This is a genomic window from Lentimicrobiaceae bacterium (assembly GCA_028697555.1).
GTDB lineage: Bacteria > Bacteroidota > Bacteroidia > Bacteroidales > UBA4417 > UBA4417.
In genome coordinates this window covers 15008-37995 of the sequence record JAQVEX010000009.1, presented here as the reverse complement: position 1 = coordinate 37995, position 22988 = coordinate 15008, and the positions used below count along the sequence as shown (strand labels likewise).

Annotated in this window: 14 protein-coding genes; 11 read left to right on the top strand and 3 right to left on the bottom strand. The window is 36.2% G+C overall.

All coding sequences use genetic code 11. The features are described 5' to 3' along the window. Window positions 1-63 precede the first annotated feature (63 nt). On the bottom strand, window positions 64-2298 hold the full coding sequence (locus PHP31_02410) for an amino acid permease (GenBank protein MDD3738133.1): 2235 nt from the start codon (window positions 2296-2298) through the stop codon (window positions 64-66). Between the two features lie 473 nt (window positions 2299-2771). Here PHP31_02410 and PHP31_02405 point away from each other — a divergent pair, with 473 nt between their 5' ends. Both PHP31_02405 and PHP31_02400 read left to right on the top strand, forming a co-directional pair. Beyond that, entirely contained in the window at window positions 2772-3533 is a 762-nt protein-coding gene (locus PHP31_02405) for a hypothetical protein (protein ID MDD3738132.1), read from the top strand. Between the two features lie 79 nt (window positions 3534-3612). Beyond that, the gene (locus PHP31_02400; GenBank protein ID MDD3738131.1) at window positions 3613-4803 is read left to right on the top strand and encodes a C1 family peptidase; all 1191 of its coding nucleotides are present in this window, start codon (window positions 3613-3615) and stop codon (window positions 4801-4803) included. Window positions 4804-4898: 95 nt separating this feature from the next. Here PHP31_02400 and PHP31_02395 read toward each other — a convergent pair whose 3' ends face one another. Beyond that, entirely contained in the window at window positions 4899-5195 is a 297-nt protein-coding gene (locus PHP31_02395) for a hypothetical protein (protein ID MDD3738130.1), read from the bottom strand. A 224-nt stretch (window positions 5196-5419) separates the two neighbouring features. Here PHP31_02395 and PHP31_02390 point away from each other — a divergent pair, with 224 nt between their 5' ends. The 9 genes from PHP31_02390 to PHP31_02350 all read left to right on the top strand — a co-directional run bounded on the left by PHP31_02390 (window position 5420) and on the right by PHP31_02350 (window position 22157). Next, window positions 5420-7276, top strand: coding sequence for an SLC13 family permease (locus PHP31_02390; protein ID MDD3738129.1), 1857 nt, complete (start codon window positions 5420-5422; stop codon window positions 7274-7276). A 467-nt stretch (window positions 7277-7743) separates the two neighbouring features. After that, a complete protein-coding gene (locus tag PHP31_02385) occupies window positions 7744-11457 on the top strand; it encodes a lamin tail domain-containing protein (GenBank protein ID MDD3738128.1) in 3714 nt (1237 codons plus the stop codon). 62 nt (window positions 11458-11519) lie between these two features. Next, window positions 11520-13331 carry a choice-of-anchor J domain-containing protein gene (locus PHP31_02380; protein MDD3738127.1) on the top strand — a complete coding sequence of 604 codons (1812 nt, stop codon included), beginning with the start codon at window positions 11520-11522 and terminating at the stop codon, window positions 13329-13331. A gap of 114 nt (window positions 13332-13445) precedes the next feature. Then, window positions 13446-15125: a putative transporter gene (locus tag PHP31_02375; protein ID MDD3738126.1), complete on the top strand. Its 1680-nt coding sequence runs from the start codon at window positions 13446-13448 to the stop codon at window positions 15123-15125. A 185-nt stretch (window positions 15126-15310) separates the two neighbouring features. Then, window positions 15311-16720: a DUF5723 family protein gene (locus PHP31_02370; protein MDD3738125.1), complete on the top strand. Its 1410-nt coding sequence runs from the start codon at window positions 15311-15313 to the stop codon at window positions 16718-16720. Window positions 16721-16895: 175 nt separating this feature from the next. After that, the gene (locus PHP31_02365; GenBank protein ID MDD3738124.1) at window positions 16896-17501 is read left to right on the top strand and encodes a YigZ family protein; all 606 of its coding nucleotides are present in this window, start codon (window positions 16896-16898) and stop codon (window positions 17499-17501) included. Window positions 17502-17761: 260 nt separating this feature from the next. Then, window positions 17762-19186 (top strand): chromosomal replication initiator protein DnaA, encoded by a 1425-nt coding sequence (gene dnaA / locus PHP31_02360; protein ID MDD3738123.1) that lies wholly within the window; start codon window positions 17762-17764, stop codon window positions 19184-19186. 52 nt (window positions 19187-19238) lie between these two features. Beyond that, window positions 19239-21410, top strand: coding sequence for a response regulator (locus tag PHP31_02355; GenBank protein ID MDD3738122.1), 2172 nt, complete (start codon window positions 19239-19241; stop codon window positions 21408-21410). A gap of 33 nt (window positions 21411-21443) precedes the next feature. Beyond that, window positions 21444-22157: an SAM-dependent methyltransferase gene (locus PHP31_02350; protein MDD3738121.1), complete on the top strand. Its 714-nt coding sequence runs from the start codon at window positions 21444-21446 to the stop codon at window positions 22155-22157. A 309-nt stretch (window positions 22158-22466) separates the two neighbouring features. Here the strand turns inward: PHP31_02350 and PHP31_02345 are convergent, their stop codons facing one another. Then, window positions 22467-22973: a peptidylprolyl isomerase gene (locus PHP31_02345; protein MDD3738120.1), complete on the bottom strand. Its 507-nt coding sequence runs from the start codon at window positions 22971-22973 to the stop codon at window positions 22467-22469. Between the last annotated feature and the right edge of the window lie 15 nt (window positions 22974-22988).

Sequence of the window (22988 nt, the reverse complement as noted above, 5' to 3'; positions counted from 1 at the left end):
ATTTTTGTTTCTACTCTGCGTACAGAGATTGGTTTTTCAAATTTATAACTATTAACCGTAATGTTAACTAATCACCTTCTCTCCATTCGAATGCACAAACAGAACATTTCCAACATTGTCGTATCCTTCGAAAAATGAAATATCATCGTCTTTCTTAAATGCGTTTTCATTAAAGCCAAGCATGGTTAGTCCGGCATCCAACGACCTTTTGTTTATGATTTCCTTTACCGAAACGTTTTCGTCACGCTCAATAATTTCTATATTGGTTTCGGTAATTGGCAAACGACCGCTGCTAATCAGCTCGTTCATGTTTTTCCTGATTTCTTCAGTCTCATGAGGGTAGCAGATATTAAAGATTTTAATATTGGCTTTTTTCCAGCTTGGGTGACCCATTATAATAAAGCCTAATAAAATCATCAGGTTGGTATTTTCGGTATCGAAGCTGGGAACCCAAATGTGAATACCGTTCTTGTATATAATTGGCTTGCGACTTGTACCCAAAATACAGACATCAAATCCTCCTGCATTTACCATGCGGAAATTGGTTATTATATCTTTCAAGTCTGCTTCAGGGTCGCTTTTCAAATACTCGAAAATAACCATGTTATTTTCCATTCCTGCAATTCCGGGAGTTTGTATAGACTGCGATATAGCCGAAGTGGTCGAAGGCGAAATAAGTGTATCGATATACACCTGATTTGATGTGTCTAGATTATTAAGCAAACGCTCTAACTCGGCTTTAGCCTGTTCGTTAGTCTTTTTTGAGTAGTAGCCGTCTATCAGATGCAAATATGTGCCAAATCCGTATTTGTACGAAATCCAGTTGAGTAGTTTTAAAGCAGCATCGCGTCTAAAAGTGTTTCTGGAAATACATATTGCACTAGGACGCCACTCTTCTTCCGTTGTAGATTCTTCAGAGGCTCTTTTTCTCTTGTTTTGAAGATATATTTGCAAGCCTCTATTCATTTGGAAAAGCGTATTGGCAAATATAGCCGAAAATCCTTTGCGGTCGCTGTGATAATGCTCCATGTAGATATACAAACCTATTATGGCTATATACGCTATAACTGTGTATATAAAGCTGATTTGGAACATTGCCCATATAGAAATAATAAATCCTGCAAGCGAGATATACCATTTCGACTTAAATGTAGGACGGTACGACGGAGAAGAACCGAAGTGGTGTAGAAAAGATATCAAACACAGACTTCCGTATGTAACTAAGAAGAACATAGATATGATTTGCGCAACCGAGTCAACACTTCCGAATGCAACAAAAACTATTGCAATCAAGCAAGTAACTATTGAAGCATTAACGGGTTCATTATCTCTTTTTCGGGTTTGGCTAAGCCATTTATTGCTTTTCCTTATAGGTAGCGAATCGTCTAACGCGAGAGCCTGCAAGGTGCGAGGTCCAACCATAACGGAACTTAAAGCCGACGTAAAGGTACAAGCAGCTAAACCAAGAGGAATTAGAATTTTGCCGCCAATAGCGATATTAGCCATAATCAATTGATTATCCGATAAAGCGTCCGGCGAAGCCGAGGATGCAAGTTTTATACAAATAATCAGATATAAAACAAATCCGGTAAGAGTAGCCAAAGTTGTACCTATAGGAATGGATTTCCCTGGATTTTTCAAATCGCCTGACAACCCCACTCCTGCGGTTATACCCGTAAATGCAGGAAATATAATGGCTAAGACCAAAAACATACTTCCCGTATTCTTTAAAGTGGCATTAGCTTCGTATAAATCTACACCTGCTCCACCAACGGGTTTACCTATGAAAAACATAAACAAAGCAAGCAAAACAAGTGAGCCGGCTATGTACAAAACTTTCAAACCCATATTTGCTCCCTTTGTCAGTACAATTACCGACAATATTAGCATAGCGGGTATGCTTATTACCTGTTTAGGAAGGATGATACCGTAACTAGCTTGAAAGTAATTAAACAAAAACTCAAAGGCTTCGGTAAAAGCCACAATATAAAAGGCTACGCTAATTGTTTGCGAAAGATAGAGTAACATACCCAAAGTTGCGCCAATATTGAGCCCGAACGAGCGCGAAATAATAAAATACTCGCCTCCGCCTTCAACGCGTTTGTTGGTAGCTAATTCGGATATAGCCAAAGCCGTAGGAATGGTAACCAAGTGCCCGATTATAATTAATATAAATGCTCCCCACAAGCCGACAGTACCCACAGCAAATCCAAAACGTAAAAAAACAATAGCGCCAACAATTGTAGAAAGGGCTGTGAAATAAACAGCAGATGTACCGAATTTTTTAGTTTCATTCATAATTATATTGTTTTTGGGTTTAGTTAAAACAGTTTTCAACTTGGGTATTTATTCAGAACACAATATTAATGTTTTTTTATAAACCAAGTCATATGCAACTTAAAATTTAACAATTTATTTATTTCGAATACTTTAATGCTTTTAGACATCTATGTGAAACTAAATGCCATTTTTAGGGAAAATTAGGGGAAATTAAGGGAAAATTTCCTCTAATTTGAAAAAGATGATAAAAAATGAGTTTGCAGGATTGCTGTTTTATACTTTAAAAGGTGCTACCTTTGTACTTTACTTTTGAATATATATATAATGAATTAAAATATTAAAAAAAACAGTTTTAAATATCTATTTGTAAACTTCAAAGAACTATTAATAATTTATACTTAAAAATTCTACAATTTAAAAAAAAACGATAAATAAGAAAACTATTAATATTATAAATATCTAACATTACAAACACATAACCAAATTGTGATATGAAAGATAAGATAGAAAATTTATTAGCAGAAAATCCTTGGCTTGAAGTAGCCAAAAAGGTAAAAGACAATTCGTATTTCCCTTTAAAAAAAAACGTTTATTCAGGTGACAAAGAGTATATAAAACGCTTTAATGATAAAATTCAAGATAAAGACAAAAAACTATACAAATATAGACTTAAATTATTACCTGAGCCATTTTGGGGTAATGTACTTGATGCAGAAATCGTGATTTTAACACTAAATCCAGGATACGTTAAAGCAAAAAACAACGATATGTATAAGTCTTTACATGAAGATGAAAAAAAGAAGTTTATCAAGGAACAATGTGAAGCAATGTCTCTGAAAAGCACGGAGTTTATTCCCAGTAATCCTGTCCGAAATAGTATTAGTGATTTTTATTGGGATAAAAGGACAAAACACTTGCGTGATAAATTTAAAAATGCTAATTCAAAAATTGCTTTGGTGCAGTATATCGGCTATACTTCTCAAAATTACAAAAATATGTACAATACGATAACTACTGAACTTTTGGACACCCAAAAATTTACAGTTCGTCTTGTAAAATACCTTATTGAGCAAGAAAGGGTAATTATAATTGCACGTGGCAAAAAATTGTGGCTTGAAGCTGTGAAAGAACTTAATGATAAAAATGCAAATTTAATAACATTAGATAATTATAGAAACACTTATATTACTCCAAATAACTGTAAAAAAAGTGGGAAATGGAATTTGATTGAAGAAAGGTTGGATAATAAATGATTGTTTCCAACAAGATTATCAACATTTTTTTTATAATTTTGTACTCGGAAAGAAATTAATAATAAAATACAATTACACAATGAAAAAATTAACAGTATTATTACTATTGGCGACGCTTTCAATAAGCGTTTTTGCTCAAGACAAAAAAGAAAAAGAAGAAGGTTTTGTTTTTACAACCGTAAAAGAAATTCCTATCACTTCAATTAAAAATCAAAACCGTTCGTCAACCTGCTGGGCATACTCTACCCTATCGTTTATTGAAGCTGAGTTGCTACGTATGGGAAAAGGCGAGCAGGATTTTTCCGAAATGTTTGTGGTGTATCACACCATGATTGACCGTGCAACAAATTACGTGCGACTACACGGAGAGTCAAGTTTTTCGCCCGGTGGTAGTTTCTACGACGTTATGTATTGCTGGAAACACTACGGCATCGTCCCCGACCACATTATGCCTGCAGGTGTTATGTACGGCGATACCTTGGCTAACCACAACTACGTTGACGCTGCAGCAAAAGGATACGTTGATGCTGTTGTGAACACCAAATCTTCGAAAATTTCACACCTATGGAAACAACCTTTAGAAGCAATTTACGACACATATTTGGGCAAACTTCCTACCGAATTTACCGTTAACGGCAAAACATATACACCCAGAAGTTACGCCGATAGCTTTGGTCTTAATCCCGACGACTATATTTCGCTGACAAGCTACACACATCACCCTTTTTACGAAAAATTTTCTATAGAAATTCAAGATAATTGGCGTAATGGTTTGTCGTACAATCTGCCTATAGAAGAACTTATGGAAGTGATGAGAAACGCTGTAAACACAGGTTACACCTTTGCTTGGGGCTCCGACGTTAGCGAAGACGGTTTTACACGCAACGGTATAGCTGTTATGCCCGATGCTGAACGTGGTGCAGAACTGACAGGCTCGGATATGGCTCATTGGTTAGGAATGTCGAGAACCGACAGACGTGCAGAACTCACTTCTAAACCACTACCAGAAATGGAAATAACCCAAGAAATGCGTCAGAAAGCATTTGATAACTGGGAAACCACCGACGACCACGGAATGGTAATTTACGGCGTTGCCAAAGACCAAAACGGTAAACCTTATTTTATGATGAAAAACTCATGGGGAAAAGCCGGTAAATACGAAGGTATATGGTACGTTTCGGAAGCTTTTGCAGCATACAAAACCATGAATATATTAGTGCACAAAGATGCTATTCCTAAAGATATTCGCAAAAAATTAGGAATAAAATAATCCTATTTTACTCAAATTGAAATTTGGAGAAGAGAGCTAATGAATTTCGTTGGCTCTTTTTTTTATTGTAAGGTTTTGCTGTTGGCTATTGGCTGTTAGCCATTGGCTGTTAGCTTTTGGTGATGGGTGATGAGTGATGGGTGATGAGTGATGGGTGATGAGTGATGAGTGATGAGTGATGAGTGATGGGTGATGAGTGATGGGTGATGAGTGATGAGTGATGAGTGATGAGTGATGGGTGGGTTTCGAGTTTCGACATTTCTGTTATTGAGTCTTAAAAAACTTCGGTCGCTGAGTGCCGAAGGCGTATCGAAGCGCCGAAGTTTTAATCGTTCTCTATTTTCGGCATTTCGATACACCGATATTTCGCTATGCTCAATATCGGCACTCAATGACCGAAAATGTCGCACCCGCAACATCCCGAAACTTCTGGGTTAATTGATAATTGCCACGTAACCCGAAACACGTAACCCGAATCACGCACCACGCAACCCGCACCACCATTCACCAACCACCAATCACCATTCACCAATTAAAAGGTCATAAAAAATAATTTAACTTTGTTATTTGCATTTATATAAGGTATTTTTTATAAGTTTGCACTTTTATCATTTCTATGACTGCAACTATAATTATTCTGGTAGTAACAGCTGGTTTGCTGGTTTGGGGCAAAATCCGCTCCGATATTGTCGCATTGTGTTGTTTGTTGGCATTGGTTCTAACAAACGTGCTTACACCCGCCGAGGCATTGGCAGGTTTTTCCAACTCTGTTGTAATAATGATTGCCGCTCTATTTGTTGTAGGTGGTGCTATAACTCAGACCGGACTTGCAAGTACCGTTAGCAACCGATTGCTGAAATTTGCAGGCGACAGCAATTTAAAACTCTTCCTTTTGGTTATGATTGTAACCTCACTAATAGGCTCGGTTTTAAGCAATACCGGAACGGTTGCTATGCTGATGCCAATAATAGTGAGCATGGCTACAAAATCGAATGCTAACGTCAGCAGATACTTGATGCCTATGGCTTATGCCAGCAGTTTGGGCGGAATGATGACTTTAATCGGGACTCCGCCTAACTTAATAGTGCACAATGCTTTGATTGAAGCAGGTTACGAAGGATTGCAGTTTTTCACTATTTTACCTGTGGGACTAATTTTGTTGACTATAGGAATTTTTATGCTTTGGCCACTTTCAAGGGTACTTGAAAAAAAAGGTAAAAGAGACGATGCAGAAGGTAAAACCACTGTTAAATCGCCGGAACAATTGGCAAACGATTACAATTTGCTCGATAATATATACAGAATAGTTGTTCAAAAAGGTTCGCCTATTATTGATAAAAGCCTTGCCGACCTTGACATAACCAAACGCTATTCGCTGATTATAAGCGAAATTCACGTTCGTTCACTTTCTCCGCTAAGTCGTTCGGTTCGTGCGTTTGTCCCCGATGCAAATACGGTACTTTCTGAGAATGACATATTGTACGTTTTGGGCGAGTATAAAAACATCCTTAACTTTGTTAAAGAAAATGAACTCAGCTTTGTTGACAAGCAAATTGATGAAGAAATTGAGCGCCCGAAATTTGGCGGAAAATTCAAATTCAACGAAATCGGTATGGCTGAAGTTGTAATTCTTCAAAATAGCCGTTTGCACAACCGAACTGTAAAGGACTCGGAATTTCGCAAAAATTATAACATCAGTATTATTAGCATTCAACGTAACGACCACTACATTATACAAAACATAAAGGACGTTAAAATGCACGCCGGCGACATGCTTTTGGTACAAGGCACTTGGGAAGATATCGATCGTTTCAGTCGTTTGGAAAAAGAAGTCGTTGTAATTGGACAACCACAAACCGAAGCCTCCAAAGTTACACTCAGTCATAAGGCTCCATACGCAGCCATAATACTGTTATTGATGGTGTTATCTATGGTATTCAATTGGTTGCCTCCTGTAATTGCAGTTCTGTTGGCGGCAGTTCTTATGATCTTAGGCGGTTGTTTCAGAACTGTAAGAGATGCCTACCGCACTATAAATTGGGAAAGCGTTGTGCTATTTGCCGGAATGATGCCTTTGGCAACTGCTATGGAAAAAACCGGAACATCGGCATTGGTTACAACAAACATAATAGGCTTAGTTGGCTCGTACGGACCTTACGCCGTACTTGCAGGAATTTTATTAGCAACTTCTACACTTACCATGTTTATTAGCAATACCGCCACAGCTATTCTGTTCGCTCCAATTGCTATACAAGCAGCTATTTCAATGGGATTGAGTCCGTATCCTTTCCTTATAGGAGTGACGGTTGCAGCCAGTATGTGCTTTGCCAGTCCGTTTTCTACACCACCAAATGCAATGGTCATGTCGGCAGGAAAATATAATTTTATGGACTACGTAAAAGTTGGTTTACCCCTGCAGATAGTTCATCTGGCAGTTATGGTCTTTGTATTGCCACTTATTTTCCCATTCTAAGAGTCAATTTCAACACATAATTCTTGGAATTATTTGTAATTATTATTTTTTGCACAAAATAGATTGAATGATAATAATGTAAAAAACACTACAGCCGTGTAATTGTTTCGATAAAATTTTCACAATATGAAATTTTGTTAATAACTATAATGCTATTCTCTTCTATATTTTAAAATTTTTTGTAAATTTGTTGTGAATATGCAGTGGTGGTTCCAAAATTAATTGCAGATTATAAGGTATTTTATCTTTATTCTTAATTGTGGAGCAGACTGCAAAACCTAAATATTATGAAATTGTTATATTTTTATTACTAAAAGATGAACGGTAACATAAAAACACTATTAATCAAAACATTACAAAACAACTTAAATTTTACTTAATCATTTTTTATTGGGGCATTAACAAAAAAAGCAGATTTTTGCAAAAAATAAAATTGACTTAGAATAAATAATTAAATTAGATAAAATATGAAAAAAATTCTATTCACACTTTTGTTCGTAAATCTATCCTTGTTCGTGTTTTTCACAAACAGTATAAAAGCTCAAACAACCGAAGATTTTGAAGAACAAACAGCACTAACTACGTCGTACGCCGACGGCTCATTTACAAACTCTGTAAGTGGAATTACATGGACTTACGGACATTCAAGAGATGAAGGAAGTTACTCAATTACAAATAAGGGCTTAATGCTAAGAAGGGCTTCCGACAGCTATCTTGAAGCCACATTTCCAAATGGTGTAGGCACATTTACTTTTCAGTACAGAAAGGCATTTACAGGTGCTAATACCAGACAACTGGAATTAATAGTAAATAGCACTCAGGTTGCAACGACACCTGAGTTTGGTGGCGTTTCCGGAGAAGATCCAACCATTCATGATTTCACACACGCAGTCAACACTTCAGGTTCAGTAACAATAAGAATAAAAAATGTTGGTACTACTACGTCAAATAGACAAACTACTATCGACAATATTTCTTGGACAGAATATGGTGGTGCAACCCCAACAATAGCCATTACCTCTCCCACCGCAGGAGCCAACTGGACACAAGGCACTTCGCAAAACATTACTTGGACTGCTTCCAACACGAACAGTAACGTAAAAATTGAATTTTCTGATAACGCATCTGCAGGTTCTCCAACATGGACTACACTTGCAGCTTCGGTTGCCACAACAGCAGGTACATGGACATGGAACATTCCTGCTACTCAAACTTTAAGCAACGATTGTAAAATCAGAATTAGCGACATTCCTCAAACCGTTTCGGCACAAAGCGGTACTTTTAATATTGTAGCTCCAACTCCTACCGTTGCTACCATAGCCGAACTTAGAGCCGGTACTATAGGTAATACGTACAAACTCACCGGAGAAGCTGTTGTTACTTACATGCAAAATTTTAGAAAACAAAAATACATTCAAGATGCTACAGCTGCTATATTAATTGACGACAATGCCGGAAAAATTACAAGTACATACCAAATTGGCGACGGCATGACAGGTCTTACCGGAGTTTTGAACGAATACGGTAATATGATGCAGTTTACCCCAACAGCTGACCCTGGTGCTCCTACTTCTACCGGAAATGTTATAACTCCCGAAGTTGTTACTATTACACAGCTTATAAATAATTTTGATAATTATGAAGCCGAACTTATTAAAATAGAAAACGTTAGATTCCAAGACCCTACAGGAAACTTTGCTACAGGTCAGGTTTATCCTATAATTGATAATAACAACAACACCTTCAATTTTAGAACAACATTTTATGATGCAAACTACATAGGCACAGCTATTCCTGCTAATTTGATGGATATGGTTGTATTGCCAAACTCCAGAAGCGATGGCGACTACGTTACCAGTAGAGATAGTGACGATTTTCTGTTTGTAACACAAGTTATAACTGTAACAAGTCCCAACGGAGGCGAATTTGTACAACAAGGTACTAACTTCAACATTACCTGGACATCGGCAAACGTTACCGGCAACGTAAAAATTGAACTTATAGGCACAAATGCCAGCGTAATAGCTGCCTCTGTTGCCAACAACGGTTCATACACATGGGCAGTACCTGCCAACCAAGCTATTGCAAACGACTATAAAGTAAAAATATCGAGTGTTGCAGATGCCAGTATTTTTGACGAAAGCGACGCTGTATTTTCGGTTATTGCTCCTGTTGTTTTACCCGACTTGGTAATTACCGAAATAATGTATAATTCGCCTGGACCTGACGAAGAATGGATTGAAATATATAACAACGACAATATTGCCGTTGATATGGAAGGCTACTGGCTGATTGACAACGTTGCTACTCATACCCCAATAGTGCTTCCTCAAGGTGCAATATTAGATCCGGGTGCAAGATATACGGTTAAAATTGCTACAAACGGAAATTTCCCATTTGTTCCCGATTTTGACGGTAGCGGAAACTTTAGCTTGAACAACAACCAAGATGAAATAAAATTATACAATAATTATAATATGTTAATCGATTCGGTTGCATACACAGATAGTGCACCATGGCCTACAGCACCCGACGGTGGTGGTAGCAGTTTGACATTTTGCGACCCATCTTTAGACAATAGTTTAGCCGAAAACTGGTTAGCATCAAGTGAACCTTTTATTACGCTTCAAGGCGATACAATTTATGCAACTCCCGGTGAAGGTTGTTATTTTTCAAGCGATAATATCATTATAAGCGAAATTATGTACAACCCGCCTGATAATGGTAACGATACCCTTGAGTTTGTTGAAATTTACAACAAAGGAAACGCAATAGTTGACCTAACGGGTTGGAAATTTACTTCGGGCATTACCTACACATTCCCCGATACTACACTTATGCCAAACAACTATTATCTTGTTGCTCTAAATCCCGTTTCTATGCAATATGCTTTTGGTGTTAATTGCGCTCAATGGGAATCGGGTATGCTTGACAATACAAGCGATATAATAACTTTAACCGATGCTATAGGTACTGTAAAAGCCGAAATATCGTATACAAATCAGTCTCCGTGGCCCGAAATTCCTTTAAGCGGCGGTCCTTCAATTACGTTCTGCAACACATCGTTAGATAATAGCGACCCTGCAAACTGGTCTGCATCGACAAACCTTATCGGATACAATGGTGCCAATGAACCTCTGTATGCTTCACCTGGCACAGGTTGCATGAGCGGTGCAAATATAGTTATTACCGAAATTATGTACAATCCGCCTGAAACAGGAACCGACTCTTTAGAATTTATTGAACTTTACAACTTGGGCGAAACTGCTATCAATTTAAAAGATTTCAAATTCACACAAGGCGTTCAATTTACCTTCCCCGATATTACATTAGACACTGAACAGTATTTGCTAGTTGCAGTTGACTCATCAGCTATCAGAAACGTTTTTAACGTAGGAAGTTTGCAATGGACAAGCGGTGCATTGAGCAATAGCGGCGAAAACATCAGATTAGTTGATAATTTCGGTGTTATTATTGACGAAGTTCACTACATGCCTTCAAGCCCATGGGATAGCTTAGCTAACGGAACAGGTCGTTCGCTTACACTTTGCGACCCAACTTCAGATAACAGCCTACCAAGCAACTGGACTGCTTCTATCGAATTTGCAGCTATTAATAATATTGGTGATACTCTTTGGGCTACACCACTTGGCGGATGCATTGACCCACTTCCTATTGCAAACTTTATTGCCGATATTACAGATATTTTTGAAGGAGATATGGTTAGATTTACTGATTTATCTACAAATTCGCCTACACAATGGAATTGGACATTTGAAGGTGGTACTCCTGCAACTTCTACCGAAAGAAATCCTGAAGTTGTTTACAATACTTTCGGCGACTATTCGGTAACACTTGTAGTAGCAAATGAAAACGGCTCCGATTCTCTTACATTAACAAACTATATACACGTTGATATTAGAGAAGGTGTTGACTATGATAAGAGCGGTATAATTGTATATCCGAATCCAAGTAACGGATTGGTAAAAATAGAAAATACCGCCAACAACAACTTGAAAATTGATTTGATTTCATTTTCGGGTAAAATTGTTGATACAACTATAGACAACAGTTCTATTATCACACTCAACTACAATAAGCAAGCAAAAGGCATATATGTATTGAGAATTACAGATACCAAACTAAAAAAATCAGAAACAATTAAACTTATTTTACAATAATAATTTAAGGGTATAGAGATAGGTTTTAATCTATACCCTGTAATTTAAAAACTCTTTGAAACATGAAAAAAAACGTATTCTTTATTACATTTCTTGTAAGTTTAGTAATAAGCATTACTTCTTACGGACAAGCACACTCGTTTGTTGCTGGCAATTTGAATTACTTTGAAAACTTCGACGGTTTAGGTCCCGACGGAACAACCTATTTAACAGGCTGGCAAGGAGTTAGAGCCGCCGGCACCGGTACAATAGGCGAAGCGCTACCGCTAAAAGTTACCGATGGCTCGGCAAATACGGGCGCAGTTTACAATGTTGGTACAACTGGCTCGACCGAAAGAGCTATGGGAACAATAGGTTCAAACTCTACATCTCCGGCTTTTGGAGCTAACTTCACCAACAGCACCGGTTCTACTATTACAAAAATAGACTTCTCGGGCTTTTGCGAACAATGGCGTACCGGAACTAACAGCAGCGTGAACGAAGTTCACAAATTTGAAGTTAGCTTTAACGCTACCGACCTTTTGACAGGTACTTGGACTGAAGTAAGCGATTTTAATCTTATTGAAATTGTTACAAATTCAACTCAAAGTGAAGCTTTAGACGGTAACGCTGCCGAAAACAGACAAGCTATTAATGCAACTCTTGAAAATATTGAATGGCTAACAGGTACAGATATGTGGATACGCTGGACTGACGATAATGCAGTTGGCTCTGATGCTCTACTCGCTATTGACGAACTTAAAATTGATGTTAGTACAGGTTCAACCACAATACTGCCCGAACCATCGAATTATCCTACCAACTTAGCCGTACAAGTTAAAGGCTTTGATGTAACCGTTACATGGACTGACGCTGTTGGCGAACAACTTCCAACAGGATACTTAGTTATGTTTTCAAGTGGTAATATTAATGTACCAACCGACGGCAACTTTGTTGCTAACGACTTAGATTTCTCCGACAACAACGGAGCAATTAACGTTGCCTATGGCGTAGAAACTTGTACTTTCGCCGACTTGAATGAAAGTTTGCCGTTTAAAGTTGCTATTTTCCCATATACTAATGGTGGACCTAATGTTGACTACAAAACAGACGGAAACTATCCAACTATTATTTCAAAGACTCAAACTATAGTTTTTAGTGAAGATTTTGAAGAAGGTATGGACGATTGGACAACATATAACGAACTTGGCAGTCAAGTTTGGACTTTAGACCCAATACACGGTATTGATAATTCGGCTTGCGCTAAAATGAGCGGATATGAAGGTGCTCCATTTGCAAATATTGACTGGCTAATTTCACGTGAAATCTCTATACCTATTGGCTTTAAAGATAATCCTGATATACATCTAAGATTTTTCTCCGCTAAGAATTTCGCAGGCGAAAATATAAAAGTTCTTTACTCAATCGACTATATTTCGGGAGACCCAAATTTAGCAACTTGGGTTGACATAACCGATCAAGCTAATCTTTCAACAGGTTCTTGGAATTGGACGAATTCGTCTTTTATAGCAATTCCTGAAAATGTATGGAATAGGCTAAGAATAGCGTTCAAATACACGTCCACAGATACCCAAGCAGCTACCTGGGAAATTGACGATGTATGTGTTACTTCGTACATTATAGTTGGTGTGCCGAAAACTGAAGTAAGCAACATTAAAGTATATCCAAACCCTGCTACAAACTATATTTTTGTGGAAAATGCAAAACCAAACACCATGTATAAAATAGCTGACATGCAAGGTAAGACTGTAAAAGCAGGAAGTTTGAGCGACACAAAAATAGATGTTAGCAACCTGAATAAAGGTTTGTACGTGATAATGCTCACCGACCCGAAAACAGGCTACACAGAAACTGCGAAAGTTGTTATACGATAAATAATTTTAAATTCTGATTTTAAAGACGATAAAAAGGAAATCTTTTTATCGTCTTTTCGTTTTAGCATCTCAAATATACCTACCTTTGCACGAAATTATTTAGATAAATTAATTATGTCTTGGTTATCGAATTTGTTTTTAAATGAAGGTATCGCTCAGGCGGCTGTGGTTTACGCCTTGATAATTTTTACAGGTTTACTGCTTGGGAAAATTAAAATATTCGGTGTTTCCCTGGGTGCAACATTTATTTTGTTTACAGGCATTATTGTCGGGCATTTCGGCATAAGCGTTAATCATAATGTTTTAGAGTTTATTAAAGAGTTTGGATTAATACTATTTGTGTTTTCTATAGGTCTTCAAGTTGGTCCCGGATTTTTCGCTTCGTTTAAATCGAGCGGGCTTAAACTTAACATGTTGGCTATAGGTGTTGTGTCTTTGGGTGTAGCTGCTACAATTGCCTTTTATTATATTCTGAACAAGCAAATTGAGATGCCAATGTTGGTTGGTATAATGTCGGGAGCTGTAACTAACACACCCGGACTTGGAGCGGCACAAGAAGCTCTCAGACAAGCATTGGAAGCCGGACAAATTACACAAATACCCCAAATAGGCATGGGCTATGCCGTTGCCTATCCGCTTGGAGTTGTGGGTATTATTTTGTCAATTATCGTATTAAGAATTATTTTTAAAGTTAATATCAAAAAAGAAGTAGATAAACTTGAAGCTGCCAGTGAAGAAAGCGGCGAGTTGCCCGAATTGTTTTCGGTTTGCATGAAAAATGCATCGCTTGACAATCACACAGTTAAAGAAATAAAAGATATAATTAACCGAAACTTTGTAATATCTCGTCTTTATAAGGACGGAAATTTTTGCATTCCTAATGCAGAAACTAAAGTTAAAATAGACGATGCAATGCTTATAATAGCTTCAGCCCATGACAAGGATGCTATAATTGCATTTTTGGGAAACGAAGTTGACGATATTAACTGGGCTGCTTCGGAAAAGAATTTAGTATCGAGAAAAATACTTATTACTCAAAGCAAAGTTAATGGTAAATCTCTGAAACAATTAAAACTTAGGCATTTATACAACGTTAACATAACACGTGTAAATCGTGCAGGCATTGATATTGTAGCAAATAAAAACATGGCTCTTCAATTAGGGGATAAAGTTACTGTTGTTGGAGAGATTGAAAACATTAAAAAGGTAGAGAAAATTCTTGGTAATACCCAAAAGAAACTAGAACATCCTAATCTTATAACACTGTTTTTAGGTATATTTGTAGGTGTTATTTTTGGAAGCATTCCTTTTTACATTCCAGGAATGCCAATGCCCGTAAAATTAGGACTTGCCGGTGGTCCACTTATCATCGCTATTTTAATAGGCAGATTCGGGTATAAATTTAAAATTGTTAGCTACACCACCAATAGCGCCAACCTTATGATTAGAGAAATAGGAATTAGTTTGTTTTTGGCAAGTGTGGGATTAGCAGCCGGAAAAAACTTCTTTGAAATAGCATTTTCATCGCAAGGGTTGAGCTGGGTTGCAATAGGTTTTGCCATAACTGTTATACCATTACTTATAATGGGATTTATCGGATATAAATACCTAAAAATTAATTACATAACCTTATCGGGCGCTCTTTCAGGAAGCTCAACCGATCCGCCTGCTTTGGCTTATTCGAGTTCGCTAACCGATAGTCAAGAGCCTGCTGTTGCCTACTCTACGGTATATCCGCTTACAATGTTCTTAAGAGTTATCGCTGCCCAGTTAATAATTTTATTTTTTATTTAAACAGAATAATACCTGTTTTCTTAATATTTTTCTATTGTTATTTTTTTTGTAAAAAGGCTAACAATTGAAATATTTATGTACTTTTGTGCTAACTGTTTCTGTGATATTTTTATGAACCTATCACTCTAAAAGTTTATTAAACATTTAAGTTACATATAACCTTAAACCTATAATATTATTAAATTATGAAACGAGCAACACTTTTAATTTCCTTAGTATTATTGATGAATGTTGGTATGGTAGCACAGGAGTTTTTCCCGTTCACCGCTCAACCGTATTCCGGAGCATTGGGAGCACAATTCCAACCTGCATCTATAGCAGATGCCGAATACAGACTTGATATGACTTTTTTGGGACTTAGTTTAGACCTAAGCAACAACCTTTATTCTATTGAGCACAAGATGTTACTTCTTCCTTTTAAAACCGATAAATCGGAAGTAACGCCTGTAGAAGTTGTACCTAATACCAGAGAAGGTGCTAAGAAAGGCTTTTTAGGTACAAAATTTGACCTGCTATCATTTATGATTAAACTTGACGAAAAATCATCTATAGCTTTTACGCCATCTATAAGGACAAAGTTAAGCATAACGAACTTATCGCAAGACTTAGCTAAACTTGTTGTCAGCGACTTTAATGAGTTGACTTTGCATAATATTGAATTAAATAACGCCAACTTGAATTTAAGTATCAATACTTGGGCTGAGTACGGGCTTACTTACGCAAGAACAGTGTACAACGACGGAAATCACTTTGTTAAAGCAGGTGCTACCGTAAAACTACTTCAAGGCTTGGGAGCCGGATACATAAACATTAAAGACCTTAGCTATAAATTTCCAAGCGAAGACACACTCTCAATTTTTAAAACTTCAGTAAGCTATGGTACATCAGAAGGTTTTGACATAGACGAAAAAATTAGGTATAAATTTGCTGGTAAACCATCTTTAGGCTTTGATTTTGGAGCGGTTTACGAATACCGTACCAGCGACATTGAATATAACCCGCCTACAACCGGCTACACTTCACTCAGACTACAAGATGCTGCTCACTACAAATATAAAGTTGGTATAGCCATTACCGACATTGGTAAAATAAATTATAAACGTAATCCCAAAAGTGCCGACTTTATTGCCGACATAGAAAATATGTACTTCAGGGGTATTAGAATAGACAATGTTAATGATTTTAACAAATTTGCCGATAGCGTGTTTCACGTAAAACGCGACTCCAGTAGCTTCAATATGGCACTTCCAACTTCAATAAGTTTTCAGTTTGACGCTAGAGTTTCTAAGGGTGTCTATATCAACTTTATACCATATATAGCATTGAACAAGGGATATAGTTTAGTTGCTAAATCAAGTTATTTTACTTCGCTTAACCTGATACCTCGTATAGAACTTGGTAATGTAACAATATCGCTACCTATTCAATATAACGAATTAAACCAACTTAAAACAGGTTTGGCAGTTAGGGCTTTGTTTTTATGGATAGGCTCCAACGACGTTATAAGTAATCTTGTTAGAGGCGATATCTATAATACCAACATATATTTTGCATTAAAATTCCCTATTTTGTTTAGCAAAAAGGTTCCAAACTAAAAACTAAAAACTAAAAACTAAAAGCTAATTGCTAAATAATACGTGCAATTTCTTAATATTGACGTGTTATTAAATACAAGATAAATATTGTTATATTTGCATAATCCGGATAGGGTTAATATTTATAATTATGTAGAAAAATAGTTGATTAGGTAACAAACATCTGAAAGTAATTATGGAAGTAATTGACGAATATTTAACAATAAATAAACCATCGGAAAGCCTATACAAAGTTAAGGGTAGTAAGTTTTTAGGATACGGCTATCAGGTAAACGACGAAGATGAAATAAAAGAAATACTGTCGGGAATAAAAAAAGAACACTACAAAGCTACTCACCACTGCTACGCATACAAATTAGGTTTAACCGAAGATAACTACAGAGCCAACGACGATGGAGAACCCTCAGGAACAGCGGGTTTGCCTATTTACGGACAAATTAGGTCGTACAACCTTACTAATGTGTTAATTGTTTCTGTTAGATATTTTGGTGGTACTAAACTTGGCGTTTCGGGTCTTATAAGTGCGTATAAGAAGTCGGCAAAACTTACAATTGAGGAAGCGGAAATTATTACAAAAATAATTAACAGCAGTTACCTGCTTGAGTTTGACTACATTATGATGAATGATGTAATGAAAATAGTCAAAGAATTTAATATTAATATTAATAATAATTTTTCTGGCACAAATTGTGCTTTGGAAATCGACTTCAGAAAAAGTATGGAAGACGAAATAATCGAAAAATTTGAAAATATAAGAGGGCTGATTATTAGAAAGTTGTAATTTTTATTTTAACTATTTCTTAATGATTTCTTAACAAAGAGTATTTAAAAAAGACAAAAGTTCTATACTAATTTTTTTTCAAAAAGTCAATAGATAAATTATTTTTTTTATAACAATTTTATTAAGACCTTTGACATCTGAAATTTAAAAGCAATAACGGATGCGAAAATAATGCCAAAAGCTCTAATTGCCCGTTAATTATGCCTTGATTTTATTAATATATTGACTAAAAATTTATTTATTAAGATATAATCAAAAAGATGGAACACGTTGAAATTTGGAAAAATTGCCTAGAAGTAATAAAAGATAATATAAGTCCGCAAGCGTTTAAAACATGGTTTACGCCTATAGTACCTATACGTCTGAAAAAAAATGTTCTTACCATTCAGGTACCGACTTATTTCTTTTACGAATGGCTCGAAGGACACTACATTGATATAATTCATCGCACACTAATACAAGAAATTGGCAAAGACGCTCGATTGGAATATAGCATAGTTATGCAAAACAATCAAACTACGCCACTCACAATTAATTTACCTACAAACAAAAGTAACGTTACCAAAAACCCAAGCGTACAAATGCCTTTAGACCTTAACTCAGGCAACAACAGAGAAATTCCTAATCCTTTTATAATTCCCGGTCTAAAAAAGATAGAAATAAACTCGCAGCTCAACGGAAGTTTTTCGTTCGATAATTTTATTGAAGGAGATTGCAACCGCCTTGCTCGCTCAGCCGGATACGCCGTAGCTTGTAACCCTGGCAAATCGGGTTTTAATCCGCTATTTATATATAGCCAAACCGGATTGGGCAAAACCCATCTTGTGCAAGCAATAGGTTTGAAAGCCAAAGAACTGTTTCCCGAAAAAATAGTGCTTTACGTTGGTATTGAACAGTTTATGCAACAGTTTTACGATTCGGTTAAAAACAATAACCAAAACGACTTCATTCATTTTTACCAAATGATAGATGTTTTGATAATTGACGATATCGAATTTTTAAGTGGTAAAGAAAAAACCCAAGACGTTTTTTTCCATATTTTTGATTTTCTACACCAAAAAAACAAACAAATTATTATAACCAGCGATAAATCTCCTGTTGACCTAGTTGGCTTTGAACAACGACTACTATCGAGATTTAAATGGGGATTGGCTGCCGACCTGCAAATACCCGATGTTGAAACACGCATAGCAATACTAAACCAACTTGCATACAAAGACGGAATCACGCTTCCCAACGAAATAATAGAATATATAGCTTACCGCGTTACGAACAATGTTAGAGAACTTGAAGGCGCTTTAAGACAAATTATTGCTCAAACCACACTCAATAAAAAAGAAGTAACTATAGAGCTTACCAAAAATATTATCGATAAGTTTATAAAAAACACCGAAAAAGAAATATCTATAGACTTAGTCAAAAAAAGTGTTTTCGACTACTTCGACCTTCCGGTTGAAATTATTAATAATAAATCGCGGAAAAGAAACATTGTTCAGGCAAGACAATTGGCTATGTATTTTGCGAAAAAATACACTCAATACTCGCTGGCTGTTATTGGAAAACATTGCGGAAACAAAGACCATGCTACCGTGCTACACGCCTGTAAAACAGTCAAAAATTTAATTGAAACCGATAAACAGTTTAAGGTGTATGTTGAAGAAATAGATAAAAAAATTAAATTTTGATACATTTTAAAAATATTGTAATTTAGCGGAAGCATAATAAAATAGGATAATCATGAAAAAGATTTCCAAAAAAAACAATATAATTAAACTTATAAATAAACTCAAGATATTTAACCTTATTAATATTTTGATTGTAAGTTTACTTGTAACATTGGTTCTAACGGTTTATAAGTTTATTCACGATAGCGTTGAAGATACAAGAATGTTAAAAAACGCTGTCGATGAAATTTCGCAACCTTCTGAAGTTTTTGACGCAATTAATAAATGTTCGATAGAACTTTACAACGCCGACAACAACTTTAGATTGTACCTTGCAACAAAATCCGATCACTATTTTGATAATTATATTTTAAAACTTAATGAGGTTAAAAGTGATATAGATATGCTTTCGGCTACCATAATAGGCAACGCATCATCTGATGATATTGGCGTTGAAATTAGCAGTAAACTTAGCCTTTCTAATAAAATAATTGAACTGAAACACGAAATAGATTCAATCACGTCTAACCCTAAACAACTTAAACTTGCTCCAAATGTCCTAACTGCTCCGGCTTTCGACATAAAAGAAATTGAGTATTTTAGCCAATCCATAAAAACCGATAGCGTCATTCCGGTATTTGACACTGCCAGCAAAGATACACGTTTCATTACACGACTGAAAAATTTATTTGTAAACAAAAAAGATGATACACCAAAATTTGAATACAAAACTGTTAGCTCATTAATAACAAACGATTCAGTTACGGTTACAGAAACAGATTCGGCTAAGATTGCAGATTTTCAAAAAGCCATTCAGGTATACTACCAAAAAGTTTTCAACACGTACAACAATAAGTTTAAAGTCCTAGATACCGAAGAAAAAAAATTGGCTGATATCAACTCTAACATTATTGACAATATTAACCAACTGCTTATTGAAATAAAAAACTACGAAAATAGCAGAGTTGACCATTTAAGATATCATGCAAAAATAAATTCCGACGATGCGCAAAAATCTATAAAAAACAACTTAATTATTTCTGTTTGCATGTTTGCTTTTATGGCTTTGGTTGCCATGTTTTTACTTCATAGGATAAAGAAACGTGATATAGCGCTAAAAGCAGAATACGAAAAACTGAATAAAATATCTAATTCCAAATCAAAACTGATAAATGTTGTAACCCACGAGATTAAAGCGCCCATCAGCAATATCCCGCTTCTTATAAAACAATGCAAAAACGATATACAAAACACCGAAAAATATCTTAATGTTATTGAAGATTCGGCACTACATATTCAAACCACTGCAAATCATATACTTAACTACAATTTGTTGGAAGACCAATACGTTAATATTTCAGTATCGGAATTCAATTTGTACAATACCCTAAACGAAACCATTAATTTAACTAAACCAAAAGCTGTTGGAAAGGGTTTGAACATAGAAACAATATTTACAGATAATACTAAATGCAGTGTTTCGAGCGACAAATATAAAATTCAGGAAATATTAATAAACCTTGTTGACAATGCTATAAAATATACCGAAACAGGTACTGTGAATGCTTTTTTTGAAGTTGTTTGCAAAGAACAAGGTTCGCATTTTCTAGAAATTGTTGTAAAAGATACCGGTGTTGGTATCCCAAAAGAAAAACAGGGTAAACTATACGACGAAAAAACTAGTGTATCTGACAATATCAATTTTGGTAGTAGCACCGGCTTAGGATTAGCCATTACAAAAAAACTTATCGACTTGCTAAAAGGCAGCATTGAATTGGTAGAATCGAGCAATAAAGGTACTACTTTTAAAGTATTGATACCTATTACTGTAATTGATGACACCCGCGATAATGCTACAACAAATGACAATACCGAAAGTGAAATTGCTAATATATTAGTAATAGACGACGACGCAATTTCTTTAACGGTGCTGACCAACATCCTGAAAACAAATAACTTCAAAGTAATAAGCGCCAAGTCATACAAATCGGCGATTACAGCCATAGAGGAAAACGATTTAGACCTTGTAATAACCGACATAAACCTGCCCGACGGAGATGGTAAGGAAATTATCGCAGAAACGAAACAAATAAAACCTAACGTGCCTGTTATGGTTGCGACCGCCCACACTAACCCTGATATAATAAATGATATTATAAACTCAGGCGCTTGCTCTGTTATAAATAAGCCTGTATCTACTAAAACTGTTCTAAAAGAAGTTAATAAACACCTCAAAAAGCAATAATAGTTGGAATGTAAAAACGCTAAAAGTTTGCTTATGAATAGTAGTCGCGTTTATCTGATACCCACTCCTATTGCCGACGGCAATACCTGCCAAGCCATTCCTAAAAGCACTATAAACATAATACACAGTCTTAATATTTTTATTGTCGAAGAATTGAGAACAGCTCGGCGGTTTTTGTCAAGTATATCCTATCCACGACCGATAAACGAAGTTGTATTTTTTGTTTTAAATGAACATACAAATAAGTCGGATTTTATTTCAGAAATTGCCACAACTATATCAGCCGGAAACTCTGTTGGAATGATGAGCGAAGCAGGAACACCTTGCATTGCCGACCCGGGTAATTGGTTTGTTTCATGGGCTCATAATAACAACTACAAAGTAATACCTCTTTTAGGGACATCGTCGATTACAATGGCTCTTATGGCTTCGGGACTAAACGGGCAACAATTCACTTTTAACGGATATTTACCCGTTAGGGCAGAAGAAAAAATTCCGTTTATAAATAGTTTGGTAAGCAGAATTAGCAAAAATAATTATTCGCAAATATTTATAGAAACGCCCTATCGAAACAATAGTATTATCGACACCTTGCTAAAAACCGTACCTAATCATATTTACTTGTGCATAGCAAGCGATATTAGCGGTGAAAATGAGTTTATAAAAACTTTAACCATAGCCGATTGGAAAAAACAAAAGCCGATCCTTGATAAAAAACCTACTGTTTTTATTTTAGGACTGCCGTAATTTTGATTGATTAGCTGTTGGTGGTTGGCTCTTAGCTGTTGGCTATTGGCTGTTAGCTGCTGGTGGTCAGTGGTTGGTGATGAGTGATGAGTGATGAGTGATGAGTGATGAGTGATGGACACAATTAACAATTAACAATTAACAATGTATTAGGGTTGGAAGAAGGAAAGTAAGGAGTTCTGAATCGGGAGTTGAGAAACCCGTAACACGCAACACGTAACACGTAACACGTAACTCAGAACTCAGAACTCGGAACTCAGAACTACCTCGCACCACGCAACACGTACCCCGTACCCCACAACCCGCAACCTAACAGCTCCCACATCCGCAGGAATGCACATGTCCGTGATTCAATTCTTCTTCTGTTGCTTCGCGGATTTCAACAATCTTACCCGTAAAATGCAAATTCTTACCTGCCATAGGGTGATTAAGGTCCATTACTACAACCTCGTCTAATATTTCAAGGACTTTAGCGTTAAAAATTCGTCCGTTTTGCGACTGCAAAGGTAGCATCCTTCCTACCTGAAGAAGGTCGGTATTTAGCTTACCATCTACCATAAAAATGCTTTTGCTAACTTCAATTAAAGCTCTTTCATCATACTCGCCGTAAGCATCTTTGCTATCTAAACCGAAAGAAAAATTGTCTCCTACTTTTAAACCTTTAAGCTGTTTTTCAAATTCGGGTAACATTTGTCCAATTCCGTAAATAAATACCAAAGGCGAATTTTCACCTGTTTTTTCAACAAAAGTTCCTTTCTCGTCGTTTTCTCTCAATTCGTAATGTAGTGTAACTACTTTGTTTGTAGAAATTGTCATAAATAATTGTGTTTA

Coding starts and splice junctions, on each gene's coding strand:
- PHP31_02410 (MDD3738133.1), bottom strand. CDS start 2,298: ATGAATGAAACTAAAAAATTCGGTACATCTGCTGTTTATTTCACAGCC.
- PHP31_02405 (MDD3738132.1), top strand. CDS start 2,772: ATGAAAGATAAGATAGAAAATTTATTAGCAGAAAATCCTTGGCTTGAA.
- PHP31_02400 (MDD3738131.1), top strand. CDS start 3,613: ATGAAAAAATTAACAGTATTATTACTATTGGCGACGCTTTCAATAAGC.
- PHP31_02390 (MDD3738129.1), top strand. CDS start 5,420: ATGACTGCAACTATAATTATTCTGGTAGTAACAGCTGGTTTGCTGGTT.
- PHP31_02385 (MDD3738128.1), top strand. CDS start 7,744: ATGAAAAAAATTCTATTCACACTTTTGTTCGTAAATCTATCCTTGTTC.
- PHP31_02380 (MDD3738127.1), top strand. CDS start 11,520: ATGAAAAAAAACGTATTCTTTATTACATTTCTTGTAAGTTTAGTAATA.
- PHP31_02375 (MDD3738126.1), top strand. CDS start 13,446: ATGTCTTGGTTATCGAATTTGTTTTTAAATGAAGGTATCGCTCAGGCG.
- PHP31_02370 (MDD3738125.1), top strand. CDS start 15,311: ATGAAACGAGCAACACTTTTAATTTCCTTAGTATTATTGATGAATGTT.
- PHP31_02365 (MDD3738124.1), top strand. CDS start 16,896: ATGGAAGTAATTGACGAATATTTAACAATAAATAAACCATCGGAAAGC.
- dnaA (MDD3738123.1), top strand. CDS start 17,762: ATGGAACACGTTGAAATTTGGAAAAATTGCCTAGAAGTAATAAAAGAT.
- PHP31_02355 (MDD3738122.1), top strand. CDS start 19,239: ATGAAAAAGATTTCCAAAAAAAACAATATAATTAAACTTATAAATAAA.
- PHP31_02350 (MDD3738121.1), top strand. CDS start 21,444: ATGAATAGTAGTCGCGTTTATCTGATACCCACTCCTATTGCCGACGGC.
- PHP31_02345 (MDD3738120.1), bottom strand. CDS start 22,973: ATGACAATTTCTACAAACAAAGTAGTTACACTACATTACGAATTGAGA.